This window comes from Niallia endozanthoxylica, assembly GCF_008710145.1.
Taxonomy (GTDB): Bacteria; Bacillota; Bacilli; order Bacillales; family Cytobacillaceae; genus Bacillus_BD; species Bacillus_BD endozanthoxylica.
This window is the reverse complement of sequence record NZ_VYKL01000022.1, coordinates 152,345-169,335: the sequence shown is the minus strand read 5'-3', so window position 1 is coordinate 169,335 and position 16,991 is coordinate 152,345. Positions and strand designations below refer to the sequence as shown.

At 37.5% G+C, this 16,991-nt stretch carries 13 protein-coding genes; 7 read left to right on the top strand and 6 right to left on the bottom strand.

Going from position 1 to position 16,991, the window contains the following annotated elements; translation table 11 throughout:
• Positions 1–28 precede the first annotated feature (28 nt).
• Complete coding sequence (locus tag F4V44_RS15330; RefSeq protein WP_150440891.1) at positions 29–2,785, bottom strand: ATP-binding protein; 2,757 nt, start codon at positions 2,783–2,785, stop codon at positions 29–31.
• Positions 2,786–3,040: 255 nt separating this feature from the next.
• On the opposite strand from F4V44_RS15330, the gene F4V44_RS15325 reads away from it, so the two are divergent.
• Both F4V44_RS15325 and F4V44_RS15320 read left to right on the top strand, forming a co-directional pair.
• On the top strand, positions 3,041–3,352 hold the full coding sequence (locus F4V44_RS15325; RefSeq protein WP_223881909.1) for a DUF5634 family protein: 312 nt from the start codon (positions 3,041–3,043) through the stop codon (positions 3,350–3,352).
• Positions 3,353–3,676: 324 nt separating this feature from the next.
• Positions 3,677–4,438, top strand: coding sequence for a MerR family transcriptional regulator (locus F4V44_RS15320; RefSeq protein WP_150440890.1), 762 nt, complete (start codon positions 3,677–3,679; stop codon positions 4,436–4,438).
• A gap of 253 nt (positions 4,439–4,691) precedes the next feature.
• Here the strand turns inward: F4V44_RS15320 and F4V44_RS15315 are convergent, their stop codons facing one another.
• The 3 genes from F4V44_RS15315 to F4V44_RS15305 all read right to left on the bottom strand — a co-directional run bounded on the left by F4V44_RS15315 (position 4,692) and on the right by F4V44_RS15305 (position 7,550).
• Positions 4,692–5,540 carry a DODA-type extradiol aromatic ring-opening family dioxygenase gene (locus F4V44_RS15315; RefSeq protein WP_150440889.1) on the bottom strand — a complete coding sequence of 283 codons (849 nt, stop codon included), beginning with the start codon at positions 5,538–5,540 and terminating at the stop codon, positions 4,692–4,694.
• 139 nt (positions 5,541–5,679) lie between these two features.
• On the bottom strand, positions 5,680–6,201 hold the full coding sequence (locus F4V44_RS15310) for a 3-phenylpropionate/cinnamic acid dioxygenase subunit beta (RefSeq protein WP_150440888.1): 522 nt from the start codon (positions 6,199–6,201) through the stop codon (positions 5,680–5,682).
• Positions 6,198–7,550: an aromatic ring-hydroxylating oxygenase subunit alpha gene (locus F4V44_RS15305; RefSeq protein WP_150440887.1), complete on the bottom strand. Its 1,353-nt coding sequence runs from the start codon at positions 7,548–7,550 to the stop codon at positions 6,198–6,200. Before F4V44_RS15305 ends, F4V44_RS15310 begins: the two co-directional genes overlap by 4 nt.
• Positions 7,551–7,687: 137 nt before the next feature.
• On the opposite strand from F4V44_RS15305, the gene F4V44_RS15300 reads away from it, so the two are divergent.
• The 3 genes from F4V44_RS15300 (at position 7,688) to F4V44_RS15290 (ending at position 10,858) form a co-directional block, all read left to right on the top strand.
• Positions 7,688–8,464, top strand: coding sequence for an IclR family transcriptional regulator (locus F4V44_RS15300; protein ID WP_150440886.1), 777 nt, complete (start codon positions 7,688–7,690; stop codon positions 8,462–8,464).
• A gap of 97 nt (positions 8,465–8,561) precedes the next feature.
• A complete protein-coding gene (locus F4V44_RS15295) occupies positions 8,562–9,347 on the top strand; it encodes an IclR family transcriptional regulator (RefSeq protein WP_150440885.1) in 786 nt (261 codons plus the stop codon).
• Positions 9,348–9,478: 131 nt separating this feature from the next.
• Entirely contained in the window at positions 9,479–10,858 is a 1,380-nt protein-coding gene (locus tag F4V44_RS15290; protein ID WP_150440884.1) for an MFS transporter, read from the top strand.
• Between the two features lie 140 nt (positions 10,859–10,998).
• Here the strand turns inward: F4V44_RS15290 and F4V44_RS15285 are convergent, their stop codons facing one another.
• Positions 10,999–12,444 (bottom strand): DEAD/DEAH box helicase, encoded by a 1,446-nt coding sequence (locus F4V44_RS15285; protein ID WP_150440883.1) that lies wholly within the window; start codon positions 12,442–12,444, stop codon positions 10,999–11,001.
• A gap of 323 nt (positions 12,445–12,767) precedes the next feature.
• Here F4V44_RS15285 and F4V44_RS15280 point away from each other — a divergent pair, with 323 nt between their 5' ends.
• Positions 12,768–14,990, top strand: a complete 2,223-nt coding sequence (locus F4V44_RS15280) for an RNA degradosome polyphosphate kinase (RefSeq protein ID WP_317978330.1) — start codon at positions 12,768–12,770, stop codon at positions 14,988–14,990.
• Positions 14,991–15,242: 252 nt separating this feature from the next.
• Here the strand turns inward: F4V44_RS15280 and F4V44_RS15275 are convergent, their stop codons facing one another.
• Positions 15,243–16,013, bottom strand: a complete 771-nt coding sequence (locus tag F4V44_RS15275; RefSeq protein ID WP_150440882.1) for an SDR family NAD(P)-dependent oxidoreductase — start codon at positions 16,011–16,013, stop codon at positions 15,243–15,245.
• 156 nt (positions 16,014–16,169) lie between these two features.
• Between F4V44_RS15275 and cysQ the strand changes: the two genes are divergently transcribed.
• A complete protein-coding gene (gene cysQ / locus F4V44_RS15270) occupies positions 16,170–16,967 on the top strand; it encodes a 3'(2'),5'-bisphosphate nucleotidase CysQ (RefSeq protein ID WP_223881908.1) in 798 nt (265 codons plus the stop codon).
• Positions 16,968–16,991: the final 24 nt, after the last annotated feature.

Here is a 16,991-nt window from a genome sequence, read left to right as displayed (position 1 = left end):
TTGTATGTTATCCTCTCTTTGTTGTATGTTATCCTCTCTTTTTATATAACCATACATTCATGAGTGAAAATAATTGATCAATGTTCAGAGGCTTACTAATGTAATCATTGGCTCCTGCAGCTAGACAGTCTTCTCTGCTTTTTTTCATCGCTTTAGCCGTTAACGCAATAATCGGTAATGTTTCGAACTCACGTAATTGTCGTATTCTTCTAATTGCCTCAAAACCATCCATTTCAGGCATCATAATATCCATTAGAATGATATCTGTATCAGGATTTGCAAGCAGCACTTCAATCCCTTCATAGCCATTTTCCGCTTCAATTATTTCCATTTCAGCTTTCTCAAGCGCAATGGTTAAGGCATAAACATTTCGAATATCGTCATCAACAATAAGAACCTTTTTATTTCTTAAAGCAGAATGCTCTTCGGCCTCTTGACTGCTATTCTCTTCTGTTGCTTGATTCAAGTCATGAATGGAATCATAGTTATTCTCAATAGCAGCTGCAGCTTCCTTAACATGGGGCAGCAGGTCTATTTCTCTATCTGTTTGTTGCACAGGCAGATAGAGTGTAAATTTGCTTCCTTCACCTTCTACACTTGATAACTCAATATAGCCGCCCAGCATAGAGGCTAGATTTCGACAAATCGATAACCCTAAACCAGTTCCGCCATATTTCCGGCTTGTTGTTCCGTCCGCCTGGCTGAAAGCTTCAAATATAGCAGCATGTTTTTCCTGCGGTATGCCAATCCCTGTATCAATTATAGAAAATGCCAACAATCTTTCTTCCACCTTATTGAGCTTTGCTTCCAGCAGGCTGTCTCCCATATGCAAGCTGTGAATAACAAGTGAAACACTGCCACGTTCAGTGAATTTAAACGCATTTGATAGCAAATTATTAACAATTTGTAATAATCGATGTTCATCATTATAAAAATATAAAGGTACATCCGGCTCCAGTTGAATATAGAAATCCAACCCCTTTTGCTCAGCAAGTGGAGAAAATTGCCTCATGAGCTGCTCTTTAATAGATTTTAGCTCCACTTTGCCATAACTAATTTCTAACTTTCCCGACTCTACCTTTGCCAAATCTAAAATATCATTGATTAATAGAAGCAAATCATTGCCTGAGGAATAAATCGTACTTAAATATTCCCTTTGTTTCTCTGTTAGATTCCCCTCCCCGTTCTCAGCAAGGATTTGCGCTAAAATAAGTAAACTATTCAATGGGGTTCTAAGCTCATGGGACATATTAGCAAGAAATTCTGATTTATATTTTGAATTCACTTCTAATTGCATAGCCTTTTCTTCAAGAGCTTCCTTAACAACCTCCAGCTCTGTTTTCTTTTGTTCAGAAGCAGCATATTGTTCCTCAAGCTTTTCATTCGTTGTCCGCAGCTCCTCCTGCTGCAGCTGCAGTTCTTCAGATTGGACTTGGAGTTCTTCTGTTAAACTTTGAGATTCCTGAAGCAGTCGTTCCGCTTTCATATGGTTTGAAATGCTGTTAATTGTAATTCCGAGTGTAGCCGCTACTTCCTCTAGCAGCATGATATGACTGAACTCAAACGTATCGAGTGCAGCAATTTCAATAACAGCCTGTACTTCATTCTCAAATAAAACAGGCAGAATGATACTATTCCTTGGTAGTATATCTCCTATTCCTGAACGAATTTTTATATATTCCTTTGGAACCTTATTCAAGAGAATCGGCTGCTTTTCCAGCGCGCATTGCCCGATAAGCCCCTCTCCCATTTGAAAGACCTCATATTCCTTCTGCTCATTTGTAATGGCATAGCCAGCCACTCTTTTTAAAAATGTTTTTTCACCATCATGTTTCTTAAAATAAAATGCACCAAAATTGGCCCCGACCATTGGCACAAGCTTTGACATTAATAATTCACCCAGCATTCGGATGTCCTTTGCTTCAGGATAAATCTTAACGATTTCAGCAATTCTCGATTGGTGCCAGCTGTGCGCCTCGGCCTCGGCCAACAGCTGTCTTTCATGCTGGCTGTGATTTTCCAAATCTACCACCATTTTATTATAAGCATTGGCAATAGAAGCAATTTCATCCTTTGTCGAGACCTCAATCCTTGGCAGATTGTCAACATTAGAATCATTCACACTTTCCATAACTGTAACAACTTTCCTAAGGTTCTTCGTCATGCTTCTAATAATGAAAACAATGAGAGCAGCCCCAGAGCAAAGGCTAATAGCTAAATAAAAATAGATAATGGTAACAGCTTTATTATAGGTTTCCCGTGATCTAAAAAGTTCATTTTTCATTTCTTGCTCTTGCAATCCAACGAGAAGACTGGATATTTGCTGCATTCTTTCCTGATTAAGCTTTATATCCTTAAAGAGAACTTCTGTATTTTCTACACTTTGACTTACCTTTTTCATCGTTATTACTTGTTGAATGGTTTCAAGATTAGAGTTATGAAGTGCTCGATATTTCTCAATTAATTCTTTTGATATTTCCTGTTTATCCATTTCCTTCAATAACTCAATATTTTGGCTGATTTGCAATTTCGAGCTTTGCCAATTATTAACCACTGCTGAATCTTCATATAATTGATTTTCAATAATCTCCCGACCTAGCCGATTTGATCGCTCGGTGCCACTCTTAATTTCAGCGGCAATTTCAATTCGAGCATACAAGTCATTCACAACAACATGCATATTAACCATTGATTGTTCAAGCATATTCATTAGATAGATAACGCTGATAGATATAAGCAGTATAATTAAGCCGATACTCGTATAGAGCTTTGTCCTAAATTTCATATAGCCTCCAATTATTAACCTAATATTCAATTATTTCCTTTATTATTATTTTTTTGCCTATTCTAAAGAAAGTTTCTTTAGTTAGGGATAGTAATAGAATACCATATACCCTGATTATCCGTTATTGTAATTATATTAAAAATCAGAACAATTTTTGGAATATAATTTTCGTAATGGATAGAAAAGAAAATAGAAAGATACGATTAAGATTATTAAAGAAGGTCATATTAAAGATAGCTATGAATGAGGAAGGGAATGAAAAGAATGGAATATTTAACGAGAGAGCAAATCATCAATGATTTACAACAATCCTACCAACCCTATATCGATAAATTCGGCATTGAGGATATCGGGATTTTTGAAGAAGAAGGACAGGATGATCAATATTATATTGGATATACTGCCAGAAAAGAAGGTAAAACCTATCATATACACACTCCATTTAAAAAGAACGATAAGGGAGAATTAACTCCTATTAAAAATGAGTGGACAATTGAGTCTGATGAACCGCAGCGAGAGGATATCCACGGATTTAGAGATATAGAAAGTGCACTACGTGAAATTTAAAAACCACAATAAATAAAAGGAAAAAGGGAAAGGAAACATTGCAGACCTTTCCCTTTACTGTCAGCAACCAAATATTCAACCACTTTAATCCCCCATCTTTACCGTTAACTCTCTAATTGATATTTTTTCTGAATAATTTGTTTATTAACAAGATTAATTTTTGACTCATCCGTGAGAAATGTCTATTTCTCACGGGTGAGTCAAAAATTTGGCTTACCAACATGATGCGTTAACATAATCCTCCAAATAAAAAATTAGCCTCTGACCCATTGACATTGACGTTACGTAAAGGTGTATCGTTTCATTACAAGGAGGTTTCAGTTGATGGAATATACCGTGCAAAAACTAGCAAAACTCGCAGGAATTAGTACGAGAACCCTTCGATACTATGATGAAATCGGGATTCTTAAGCCGGCAAGAATCAATTCATCAGGTTATCGAATTTATGGTCAAACTGAAGTTGACATGCTGCAGCAAATTCTTTTCTTTAGAGAATTAGGTTTAGAATTAAACAACATAAAAGAAATTGTAACGGACCCTTCATTTGATGGCATGAACGCACTTAAAGAGCATCTGCAAAAACTCCTTGAAAAAAGAAACCAATTAGATAGGTTGATTGACAATGTCAATCAAACGATTTCATCGAAAGAAGGGAGAATAACTATGTCTAACAAAGAAAAGTTTGAAGGCTTTAAGGAAAAAATGGTCGAGGAGAACGAAAAGAAATACAGTGAAGAAATCCGCCAAAAATATGGTGAAGATAAGGTTAATAAATCCAATGAAAAATTCATGAATATGTCACAGGAAGATTATGAAAAAGTAACCCAGTTGGCAGAACAGGTCCTAGAAACATTAGAACAGGCAATGGCAACAGGTGACCCTAATAGTGAGCTGGCACAAAAAACAGCAGATTTTCACAAACAATGGCTTTGCTTCTATTGGCATGAATACAGCAAGGAAGCTCATGCAGGTCTGGCGCAAATGTATGTAGATGACGAACGCTTCAAAGCCTATTATGACAAGGTTCAGCCAGGTGCAACTGAATTCCTAAGAGACGCCATCCATATTTATACAAGCATGAAGTGATTACAAAGTCCATTAAAGCCAAGCACCTTTGGAAACAGGCTATTATTAATTGGGTGGATGACTATAGACCAAACGAAGCCTTGTATATGATGAAAAAAGGACAGCTCCACTAACAGGTGAAGTCTGTCCTTATATCAATTAGAGCTTATACATAAGCTATTCGAAATAGCTTCCTGTTACAGAAGAAAGTAACTCAACCAGTTCTTTATTCTCAAAAACTTATTTTGCACCAGAACCTTATTGAAAATAGAATTTACTTGACATATTCTTGTTCAGCTTTTTCTTTTAAACTGGAAACCTCTGTTCTTTCAAATGTGATGAGAGGATTCCAACTTCCAGAAGATTGGCCATCTGCAAAATAAACGGGTGTGCACTCTTCATCAATTACACCTAGCAGCATCGCTACATGACGACCCCCTGATTCTACTTTTGCCATGCTTGCATATTGCGGCAGCATTCTATAGGCAGCTTGATAATCTTTATTCATTACTAAATCAACAAACTCTTTATCAAGGGCATGCTCAGCAGCAGTCGGCATATTGTGTCTTCCTCGGACTAAATTATGGGACAGAGCACCGCTCGACACAAAAACTACTTTTTGCTCCGTTTCCTGCAAAACTTTGGCAATCGTTTGCCCCCATTTATAGGTTTCTTCAATATTAGCCGCTAACGTAACAGATAGATTAATAACAGGAATATCTTCATTTGGAACAAGATAACGTAAAGGAACCAACGTACCATAATCCCATTCGAAATTCTTTCCATAGACCCCTTCTACCGGAATATTCGTCGCTTTTCCAGCCTGAACCAATTGATTAGCCAAAGCTTCGTGACCAGGATAATGATACGGCACATCACTAATCATATCTGGAGCTTCTTGTGCCGTCAGAAATCCTTCATGAACAGGGTTACAATCAACATAATGGGCAAATGTAGATGGCCAATGACAAGAAACTAATACAATTACATCCGGTTTTATTTGTTCAATTTGTTTAGCCACTTTTTTAAAACCAGCCACGATGCTTTGCTGGAAATCTGGGGCTTGATCCTCATGGCAGAGACTTGGAGCATGAGGTACGAGCATACTTAATTCAATTGACATAGCATTCCCTCCACTTTAATATAAATTAAATGTGACAGTTTCATCTATTAATGCTTCCTAAAATGAATGATAGATATAGAATAAAGGCGGCCTTCATTGATAGAAGAGCCAACTTTATTCATATGTCTTAATTTTCCCTTTATAGAAACATGCTCATATTCATTGTTGTAATGACTGCTTGGTCTGGTTTGATAAATCTTTTTGCGATTTTCCATTGACTGTTTACTTTTCGAACAAGATCATGACGTTCACCAAATAATTGTTCGACTTCATGATGAGAACCTCTGCTTCGTTTAAAAAGGAAATAACTTCTAACTTTGTATTCATTCGGGTTTGATGTTTCTTCAATCATAATATTGGATACAAAATGCCTTTGCCTTGTAGCTGGATTTTCTACCCAGGCTGATTTTGTATAAAGTCTATTGACCCTTGTTGTTAAAGACATTTTTGTTTCATGATAATAGTCGATATCAGTGGCAATATTATTGACTCCCACTCCTTCAACTGTTTCACGGACGGGCATTTGATACGAAAGGTCCTCTGTCAGTAAGTCTAACCATTCTTTATACATTCCGTTATCTAAATAAAATGCCTCTTGGTATAGCAGGTTCGTAATTTCAAGATGAAGTTCTGCTGATACTGGACTTTTCACCTCAGTCATACTATTTCCTCCTTCATCATTACTCCTTCAGATATCAATTTAAACCACTGTTCATGCATGCTTCTGGCAATTGCATCAATATACGTAGTTGGGTAGGCTGTACCAGGTCCCTGAAAGTTTGAATCAGGTTCAACACGTTCGAAGCCCATTAAATAATTGTTAATGCTGTTATAATTCAAATGCTTATCACGAGCCATTAATCCACTGCTCACTTCTACAATCCGTGCCCAGTTTTCTGTATCATCCACTTCAAGAGTTCCAGTTGGACCGAAAGAACCTAAATACCCTCTATACGCAGCCTCTTTATATTCTTCAGGAGCTGATTTATCAATCATAAACCAACACCAAACCTCCACTTTATCTGGACCAATCGGTCTCCAAAGTCTAAAGTTCAAGTAATTATGCAAGTGCCCCTCTGTCCCATGAATCGGGCTGACAAATGATAGATTCGGATACATCCCGCCGACAAAAACTGTTACTCTTGATTGAATATCAAGCTGTTCCGGCGTTAAATTCTTTTCAAACATAGGCCACATTGATTCAGGTGTAGCTTGGAATGGCACACGTGCTTTCCCTGTCTTTGATGTAATAACATTAATTCCATGCCCATTTTCCATAACAACCTGATGTCCATAGCCAGCATAAAGTGGATCTTCTGGACTGATTCCCATTTCAACGGTCGAACGATGGGTGGTTTGAACATGATAAGGATCTGCAGCGAAGTTCTCTGCCGTGGCTTTCCAATTGGCTTTGGCTACCCAGCGCTGCGGCAATCCTCTTACTTCCATTCCTCCATCACTGCGGCCAAGCATAAGATCTAAATACCATTTCATTTCTCCTAAGTAATCCTCTAAAGATATTGCGTCTTTATCCAGATTCCCAAAAATCATCCCTTGATAAGAAGCAATCTGAGGAATTTCCCGTAATCCCCAATCACCTTTATCCATTTCTCCTCCATACACTTTATTTCCAGCTACGATTCCGATTAACTCCCCCTCTAAATTGTAACTCCAGCCATGATAAGGGCATGTAAACGTTTTCTTATTACCGCGATCAGCAGTACATAGATGAACACCGCGATGGGAACAGGAATTCAAGAAAGCTTTAATTTCTCCCTCTCGATTTTTTGAGACAATAACTGGATCATTAACCATCCATCTTGTAACATAGTCCCCTGGCTCTTTTAATTCTGATTCATGTGCAAGGAATTGCCATGTTCGGCCAAAAATATTTTCTTTTTCTAATTCATAAATGTCCGGATCCGTTAATACCCATTGCGGGAACAACCCTTTGTCCATTTTTTCTTTTAAAAGTTGAAATGCTTTTTCATCAAGAGTTTTTTTAATCATGATTTCTCATTCCTTTCCTAAACTAGTTTATAAATAAGTACTGTTTTGATATTGATAATGTTATACTAAGAATATTCTGAAAAGAATCACATTTTTCTGATATGTGGAACATTTTAATAATTTTTCGAGGTGAAGTAATGGTTTCTTCCATTCAAAATCAAACACTGCTGAAATCTGCCCAAAATGGTCTGCGGATTTTAAGATTATTTAGTAGAGAAAAATCGTTTTGGAGAATAACAGAAATAGCTAGAGAATTAGAACTTCCCAAAAGTACAGTCAGTCGATTATTGAATGTCCTTTCTAAGGAAGGATTTATAGAGAAAATAGATTCAAAATATAGGTTAGGTTTATCCTTACTTAATTTATCAGGTGTCATTAAGTATCATATGGAAATAAAACGCGAAGCTGCAGAACCCCTGCAAGCACTTGTAGACAAAGTGGGGGAAACAGCCATGATTCCTACTCTTGAAGGCGAAAAAGTGGTTTATTTGCTTAAAATTGAATGTAAAAAACCCTATCTTCTTCATGGGGATATTGGTGAAAATAATCCTGCCACCTGTTCTAGTTCAGGAAAAGTACTGTTGGCTCATCTTCCCATGAAAAAGGTGGAAGAAATACTCCAAGCAGGAATACCGAAAATGGGACCAAATAGTGTAACAGACCCAGAAATTCTAATGAATCAGTTACAAAATATTAAAGAACAAGGATACTGTATCTGCATCGATGAAATGCACGAAAATAGCATAAGCATTGCCGCACCCATAAGGGATTATACAGACCAGGTTGTGACAGCCGTCAGTTTAATCGGTCCAAAAGATCGAATGAGTACCAAACCGATATCCGAAATAGTGGACGTTGTTGTTAAAACCGCACAAGAAATCTCTTACCGATTAGGATATATCGAAGGGGAATAATAACGAATTATCTCTTTTTACTAGTTTTCAAGAAAGTTATCAAAGCTGTTTTAGCTGAAAAAAGAAAATATGAATGTAATGGGGATGGAGCATAGCTATGGAAATCAATCAGAAGAAAAGTTCGTCTACATTAGGAAATACTCTCCGTCTATTAAACTTCTTTAATATGAACGAACCTGAATTTACTTTAAGTGAATTGGCTGAAAAATTGGGTGTTGGACATAGTACTATTCACAGGCTCACGATGACTCTTATGCAAGAGGGGTTTCTAGCAAGGGACCTCGTAACGAAAAAGTTTCGGTTAGGATCGTCTATTCTAGCAGTGGAAAAAACGATTCTATCCTATTATGACATCTGTCAAATATCACATCCTGTATTAGAAAAGCTTGTTCAAGAGACAGGTGAGGCAGCACATGTTTCTATTTTAAAAGGTCATAAAGTGGTGTACTTACAAAAAATTGACAGTCCCAACTATGCTCATTTGCTTTCACACGAAGGAAAGGAGAATCCTATTCACGCGACAAATACCGGACTGGTTATTCTCGCTTATCGGTGTCAATCAGAGATAGAGGAAGTGATTGCAGAGGGTTTGTCCCCTTATACTAGTCATACGATTAAGCATCCACAGCAATTTAAGGAACGTTTAACTAAAATACGTAAGGAAGGCTATTCTTATAGTAAGGATGAATTGCATTTGGGTTTTTCCTCGATAGCAGCACCGGTTAAATCCTCGTCAGGGAAAGTGACGTATGCAGTCAGCATTGCAGGGCCTTCATCACGAATCACACCTTATCGGGTTCAGGAGTTAAGTAAAGCCGTTATGGATGCGGCAGATGAATTAGCTATAAGAAATTATGGAAATAAAAGAGCTATGAAGATTTAATTAAGAAACTTTTTTTAAAAAATATTTAAATGTTCCATCTATAGGAAAACCTTTATTTTATTCTGAAAATTTAAAATATATTATTAACACTGTAAAAATATTAAAAAGGAATAAATAAAGGAGGAAAGTAGATGCGAACGATTGCTGCACAAGAGATAGTTTCTGCTAGTAAATTTAACCGCTTTCATTTAATTGTTTTTATTTGGTGTTTCTACGCAATAGGTTTTGACGGCTTTGATATTGCTATGTATGGTGTGGGGATGCCCTGGATGATGGAAGAATGGAATTTATCCGCGCTACAGGCAGGAGCAGTGGGAAGCTATTCTTTATTTGGAATGATGATTGGTGCACTTGTCCTATCTCCAGTGGCAGATAAATTCGGCCGGAAAAATATCATTATAGTATGTATGTTTTTATTCAGTATATTTACTTTGGCAGCAGGATTAGCTCCTAATATTGTTTGGTTCACAATCATGCGCTTTATTGCGGCGATTGGAATGGGCGGTTTAATGCCAAATTGCATTTCCTTAATGACAGAGTATTCTCCGAAAAAACATCGTCCTCTTCTTGTAGGGGCCATTTATATTGGATATGCTTTAGGAGGAATTTTGGCTTCATTAATTGGGATATATCTAATTCCACATACAGGTTGGCGTGTGTTGTATTATATCGGTGCGATTCCGTTATTAACAATCCCGCTTTTCATTAAGCAGTTTCCTGAATCACTCTCCTATTATTTAGCAAGAAAACAGGTTGGGAAAGTAGTAGAAATTCTTCATAAAGTGAAACCAGATGGGAATTTTAAGGAAACAGATGATTATCAACTTACTGCAGCGGCAAAAGACAATCAAGGCTTTCCGGTAAAAAAGCTGTTTACAAACAATCGTGCTTTCAGTACGGCTGCGATTTGGCTTGCTGTATTCTGTACAATGATGATGGCGTATGGGCTAAATACATGGCTGCCAAAAATGATGCAGAATTCGGGTTTTAGTCTGAGTTCAAGCTTAACATTTAATATTGTTCTATGCCTTGGACAAATTGGGGGTACATTGGTAGGCGGTTATTTGGCAGGCAAAGTAGGCCATCGGAAAGTTCTTATTTCGTTATATTTAATGGGGGTTGTTACATTTATTGCCTTAAGTCTCACAACAAATGTTGCTCTAGTATATGTATTGATTTTTGTCGGAGGAGCAAGTACTGTTGGGGCAATGAACTTAGGAAATCCATACATTACAGAATTCTATCCACGTGAAATTCGTGCAACTGGAGCAGGCTACTCGCAGGCTATCGGGCGAATCGGTTCGATTCTCGCTCCGACTTTAATTGCCATGCTGCTTGTAACAGGCATCGATACAAAAGTAGCTTTTGCTACCTTCGCCATACCAAGCATTCTTGCTGCTCTTGGTTACATTCTTATTCAAGAAAAGTATGCTTCTTTCGACAAAGTAGTGGAAGAAGATGAGGTAAACGAAGAATTACTCATCAACAACAACCGTTCTCTGTCCAACTAACCTTCATAAACTGTTCTCTCGTTGTTAGACAACACTTAAACAATCTTGTTATTCTCATTAAAATAACAAGATTGTTTATTTTTAGGATAAATTTTTAAAAATTAATAACCTAAACATTCTGAACCTCTACTAGAGTAACATTACTTATTTGCCTGATATACCTTCAACTGCTTGCCTTTAATAGTGGTATTCTTCATAGCATTTAGTACAGCGGGACCTTTTCCATTTAAAATTTCAACAAAGGAGGCATTTTCTTCGATTGTGATGATTCCAATATCTTCAGCTTTTACGCCATCTAATTTAGCAATGGTTCCGACAAAATCTACTGCTCTCAGTTTCTTTTTCTTTCCTCCATTAAAATACAACTTCATTATATCTTGATTTAATTTTACCCCTTTATCTTCCTTTAAAGCCGGCACTGCTTTTATTTTTGCTATAAACTCAGCCTTCCTGCTTTCTACTTCCTCTTTTGCAGGCGGAGTCATGACAGGAATTTTAAACCCTATATATTGTTCAATTTCATCTAAATACTTTTGTTCATAAGGGGTAACAAAGGTAACAGCCTTCCCCGCTCTACCCGCCCTGCCAGTCCGGCCAGTTCGGTGCACATAGCTTTCTTTTTCTAATGGAATATCGTAATTAATAACAAGATTAATGTTCTCAATATCAATTCCTCTTGCAGCTACATCTGTTGCAACAAGGTATTGAAACACTCCTCTTTTAAAATCATCCATGACAGCAAACCGGTCCTCCTGATACATCCCGCCATGCAGCTTATCACATGGATAACCGCCACTATCTAGCCTTTCCATTACATCATCAACCCGTTCCTGCGTACGGCAGAAAATAATACAGCTATCCGGATTCTCAACAATTGTTATGTCCTTTAAAAGAGAAAACTTCCCCTCTTCTTTTACTTCTAGAAGGTTATGGTCAATCCTTTCAGTAGTGATGCCTGTCGCTTCGACTGAGATTTCAACCGGATTCTTCATATAAGTATGACAGAGATGTTTAATATCCTCTGGCATCGTTGCCGAGAAAACAGATGTCACTCGTTCTGTAGGAAGCTTTTGAATGATGCTCTCTACTTGGTCGATGAAACCCATATTCAGCATCTCATCCGCTTCATCGATGATAAGGAATTTGAGCTTTTCCACGACCAATGTTCCTTTTTCAATATGGTCCAATACCCGGCCTGGGGTTCCAACTACAACATGCGTTTTTTGCTTTAGCTCAAGCTTTTGCTTCGCAAAGGATTGCTTACCGTAAATGGCCGCCGCTTTAATCCGTTTAAATCTTCCAATATTAGTAATATCCTCTTTTATCTGTGCGGCAAGTTCCCGCGTTGGGGTCAAAATGAGGCACTGTGGCTTATTCTCCTCCCACTCCACCATCTCACATATAGGTATGCCAAAAGCAGCCGTCTTTCCGCTTCCTGTTTGAGATGATACAACCAAATCCTTTTTATCTAATGCGATCGGTATCACTTTACGCTGAACTTCTGTTGGGCTTACATAATTCATAGCCGTAATGGCTCTGATAATTTCTTCACCTATGTTATAATTATTAAAGATTAATTCACTCATTAACTAACCTCATTCTCTATGATATTTTGCAACCAATCTTTCAACAACTTTCGACAAAAATTAACAGAAGATTTACAATCCTCATACATAATATTTACCTTATTTTGATATTTTTAATATAACTTAAATATATTGTTCAAAAAAGTGACAAGGAAACAAAGTATAAGTATATCTCGCCTGCATTCTGCATTACATATTGTATTTGCAGTTCCAGCAGTCACGACAATTAACTATACTCTTTTTATCTTCTACAATAAAGCGCTTCTTAAGAAGATTTTCCTGACTTTTTTGAACTCATCTTGAGAGATAGGAGATAGATGAACATGAACGCACCAATTGAAATAAAACATGAAGACCCCTTACTCCATTTAGGCAATCCTTCTTATTATAATAATAGAGAATTAAGCTGGCTTGATTTCAACCAAAGAGTATTGGAAGAAGCAATGGATGAACGAAATCCACTGCTTGAACGGTATAAATTTATGGCGATTTTCAGTTCAAATTTAGATGAATTCTTCATGGTTCGTGTTGCAGGCCTACTCGATCAGTTGAAAGCCGGATTTAACCGCCCTGAGAACAAGGCTGGCCTTACACCTGCAGAGCAATTATCTGCTATTTCTAATATTGCCCATAAATTAATTGAACAGCACGACAAGACATACTTACATGTATTAACCCCTCTGTTAGAAAAAGAACGTGTGAAAATCATCCCAATTCAGGAAATCTCCAGAGCTGATTATTCTTTCTTAGAAAAGCATTTTCATGAACATATCTTTCCTGTCCTCACACCTATGGCAATAGATGCTTATCGGCCTTTTCCAATGCTTCTGAATAAGTCGCTCAATCTAGCCATTGTCCTGTGTGAGCAAAATGAAAACAGCAGAAATCACACCGAAACTAAAATGGCCATTGTTCAGGTCCCGTCTGTTATTAAGCGCTATATTGAACTGCCTTCTAAAAATAATATAAGACGATTTGTACTGCTCGAGCAGGTTATTGCTGAGTTTATCGATACCTTATTTATGGGCTATGATATTCAATCTGTTACACCTTTTCGTATTACCCGTAATGCGGATTTAACGATTCATGAAGAAGGTGCCGATGATCTTTTACGTGAAATTGAAGAGGAATTGAAAAAACGTAAATGGGGAGCATGTGTAAGATTAGAAGTTCAAAGTCAGCTCCATGATCAGCAAGTAGTAGATTATTTAGTTGAAGAACTGGAAATCCATCAAAAGGATGTGTATTTTGTTCAAGCACCACTTGATTTAACCTTCTTATTTTCTTTCTACAATACGATTCAAGCCAGCCATGAACACTTAGTCTATGAAACTTTTATTCCACAAGTTCCAGAGGACTTAATCGGAAAGAAGGATATTTTTGAAGCGGCACTCAGTGAGGATCTTCTGTTCCATCACCCTTACGAATCATTTGAACCCATCGTCGACTTTATCTCACAGGCAGCGGATGACCCTGATGTAATGGCAATTAAACAAACGCTTTACCGAGTAAGCGGAAACTCTCCGATCATTAAAAGTCTCGAGCGCGCTGCTGAAAATGGAAAACAAGTCACGGTGCTAGTGGAATTAAAAGCAAGATTTGATGAAAAAAATAATGTCCAATGGGCAAAAGAACTGGAAAAGGCCGGCTGTCATGTTATATATGGAATGACACACTTAAAAACTCACAGCAAAATAACACTTGTAGTCCGTCGCAGGAAAAATAAAATTGAGCGCTTTGTTCATTTAGGTACAGGCAATTATAATGATGCAACAGCAAGAATCTATACAGACATGGGATTAATTACAACGAATGAACAAATCGGCATTGATGCATCAAACTTTTTTAATTACTTAAGCGGACATACGGAAAAGCCATCCTATCATCACCTAATAGTATCGCCGCATGATATTCGGAATGAATTTATCCAACTGATTGATAAGGAAATTTCCTTCCATAAACAATTTGGTGACGGGTATTTTATTGCGAAAATGAACTCGCTGACCGATAAGACAATCATCATGAAGCTTTACGAGGCATCCATTGCAGGCGTAAAGATTGACCTCATTGTCCGGGGAATATGCTGTTTACGTCCAGGAATAAAAGATATCAGCGAAAATATCACCGTTCGGAGTATCGTGGGCAGGTTCCTCGAGCACACCCGGATCTATTATTTTCACCATCATGGAGAGCAAAAAATCTATTTATCATCTGCAGATATGATGACGAGAAATATGGAAAATCGAGTAGAAATCTTATTTCCCATTCTTAAAGACCATTTAAAAGCAAGAATTTATAGATGGCTTGAGATTATATTATCTGATAATACAAAAGCCCGTGAGCAGGATTCATTAGGAGTATATCATTATGTACAAAATAAAGCCGTGGAAGATCAAATCAACAGCCAGCTTGAACTCTGTAAACAAGCTTCTCGTTCCAGACAGATAGAAGTTAAAAAGATAGAGGAAACATCAACGATTAAAAAAGGTCTTAACAAATTAATCAGCTTAAAAAAACTTTATCACTTTAAAAATTCACTTAGTTAAAAGGCTATGCTAATCAATAATGTTGATAAGTCAGATTTTTGACTCATCCGTGAGAAATATCCATTTCTCACGCCTTTCAGCTATGCTGAAAGGTTGCTGTATGGTTATGAAATGACAGGAGAAAATGTATTTTCTCCTGTCATTTCATAACCATACAGCTTTAGATGAGTCAAAAATCAACAATGTTGCTAAATAAAGCTAATTAAAAAAATAATTAAAGGGCGGATTTCAACAGCCCCCTTAACCAAAGCATTAATAATGAACAGCGTTTCCTGTACCGCCGGTTAAAGACAGCACTTCACCGCTAATAGAGACAGATAGCGGCGATGCTAGGAAGGTTATGACATTTGCCACATCCTGCGCATTGACTAGACGGCCGATTGAATTCATGCTGGCAAGCTTCTTCCTGTCCTCTTCATTTGGAATTCGATCATTAATAGTTTCCGTTTCTGTAAATCCTGGATAAACAGCATTCACATTAATTCCGTATTTTCCCAATTCAATTGATGAAGTCTTCGTTAGATGAACAACCGATACATTTCGCGCCCCAGCACTAACACTGCCGGCCATTCTGGCAGCCAAGCCGCTCACGTTAATAATCCGGCCCCAATTATTTTCCTTCATATAAGGAGCAACAGCCCTTGTACATCGGAAATAGCCGAGGAACTTTTCCTCAAAATCTTTTAAAATCAATTCATCACTAACTTCATTAAATCCTTCAGGTTCTTTACCGCTTACGCGAGCTCCGTTGTTTATCAAAATATCAATACCGCCTAATAAATCTACGGCAGTCTCTACCAATCTTTGAATGGATTCAGAATTCCCCAAATCAGCTGTGACAGGGTAAATATTCCTTCCTGTTTCCTCACTAATTTCTCGGGCTGTTTCTTTTAAAGCCGCTTCACTTCTGGAACAAATAACACAATCAACACCCTCTAATGCGAGCTGGCGTGCAACCGCTTTCCCAATGCCGCGGCTTCCGCCTGTAATAAGCGCTTTTTTACCGGCTAGCTGTAAATCCATTTTCATTACCTCCGATTCATAAAATCATTCATTTGCAGGATGATTCCCTTTTATGTAGAATTAACATTAATTCTTTTTTCTCAAGATTCTCCATACATATTATTATTTCATTATTTTGAAAAGGAAAGCAACTAAATAACTTTAAGGATGATTAAAATGATTGAATCTATTAAAATTCTTGATATAACGAAAGCTGCCTATGAAGCTGGGCAAAAGATTTTAGAAGTGTATGATACTGACTTTCAAGTTGAAACAAAAGAGGATGCCTCACCTCTCACATTAGCTGATCAAAAATCACACGAAATGATTGTTAAACACTTGGAGCAGCTCTACCCCTCCATTCCTATACTAAGCGAAGAGGGTCAGCACCTTCCCTTTGAAGAAAGAAAAAAGTGGGAAACTCTTTGGATTGTCGACCCTTTAGATGGTACGAAGGAATTTGTAAATCGCAATGGAGAATTCACGGTAAATATTGCACTTGCTCATAATCAGAAGCCAATCTTAGGTGTTATTTACGTTCCTGTTAAGGATGAAATGTATTTTTCAAACCAGCTTGGAGCTTTTAAAGTAAACCGCTACAGCAACCATCAGCTTAAATCAGAGCAGAACTTATTAGCAGTGTCTGATAAAGTCGCAGTCGGTCATGAGGGTTCATATAAGGTGGTTGCCAGCCGCTCTCATTTATCTTCTGAAACAGAAGCATTTGTTGAGAATCTAAAAAAAGAACATGCCGAGGTTGAGATGATCTCTGCAGGAAGCTCATTGAAATTCTGTCTAGTAGCAGAAGGAAAGGCTAATGTCTATCCTCGCTTTGCCCCAACAATGGAATGGGATACAGCAGCAGGTCAGGCTATTGTTGAAGCGGCCGGAGGAGAAGTTGTTGATGCCAAAACCAATCAACCATTGCTGTATAATAAAGAACAGCTTGTAAATAACTGGTTTATCGTGCGTTAATCTATTAAAAGAGAGCCGATTCTT

What these genes read in the sequence shown, in the direction of transcription:
- F4V44_RS15330 (WP_150440891.1), bottom strand. Translation starts at nt 2,785, where the DNA reads ATGAAATTTAGGACAAAGCTCTATACGAGTATCGGCTTAATTATACTG.
- F4V44_RS15325 (WP_223881909.1), top strand. Translation starts at nt 3,041, where the DNA reads ATGAAAAGAATGGAATATTTAACGAGAGAGCAAATCATCAATGATTTA.
- F4V44_RS15320 (WP_150440890.1), top strand. Translation starts at nt 3,677, where the DNA reads ATGGAATATACCGTGCAAAAACTAGCAAAACTCGCAGGAATTAGTACG.
- F4V44_RS15315 (WP_150440889.1), bottom strand. Translation starts at nt 5,540, where the DNA reads ATGTCAATTGAATTAAGTATGCTCGTACCTCATGCTCCAAGTCTCTGC.
- F4V44_RS15310 (WP_150440888.1), bottom strand. Translation starts at nt 6,201, where the DNA reads ATGACTGAGGTGAAAAGTCCAGTATCAGCAGAACTTCATCTTGAAATT.
- F4V44_RS15305 (WP_150440887.1), bottom strand. Translation starts at nt 7,550, where the DNA reads ATGATTAAAAAAACTCTTGATGAAAAAGCATTTCAACTTTTAAAAGAA.
- F4V44_RS15300 (WP_150440886.1), top strand. Translation starts at nt 7,688, where the DNA reads ATGGTTTCTTCCATTCAAAATCAAACACTGCTGAAATCTGCCCAAAAT.
- F4V44_RS15295 (WP_150440885.1), top strand. Translation starts at nt 8,562, where the DNA reads ATGGAAATCAATCAGAAGAAAAGTTCGTCTACATTAGGAAATACTCTC.
- F4V44_RS15290 (WP_150440884.1), top strand. Translation starts at nt 9,479, where the DNA reads ATGCGAACGATTGCTGCACAAGAGATAGTTTCTGCTAGTAAATTTAAC.
- F4V44_RS15285 (WP_150440883.1), bottom strand. Translation starts at nt 12,444, where the DNA reads ATGAGTGAATTAATCTTTAATAATTATAACATAGGTGAAGAAATTATC.
- F4V44_RS15280 (WP_317978330.1), top strand. Translation starts at nt 12,768, where the DNA reads ATGAACGCACCAATTGAAATAAAACATGAAGACCCCTTACTCCATTTA.
- F4V44_RS15275 (WP_150440882.1), bottom strand. Translation starts at nt 16,013, where the DNA reads ATGGATTTACAGCTAGCCGGTAAAAAAGCGCTTATTACAGGCGGAAGC.
- cysQ (WP_223881908.1), top strand. Translation starts at nt 16,170, where the DNA reads ATGATTGAATCTATTAAAATTCTTGATATAACGAAAGCTGCCTATGAA.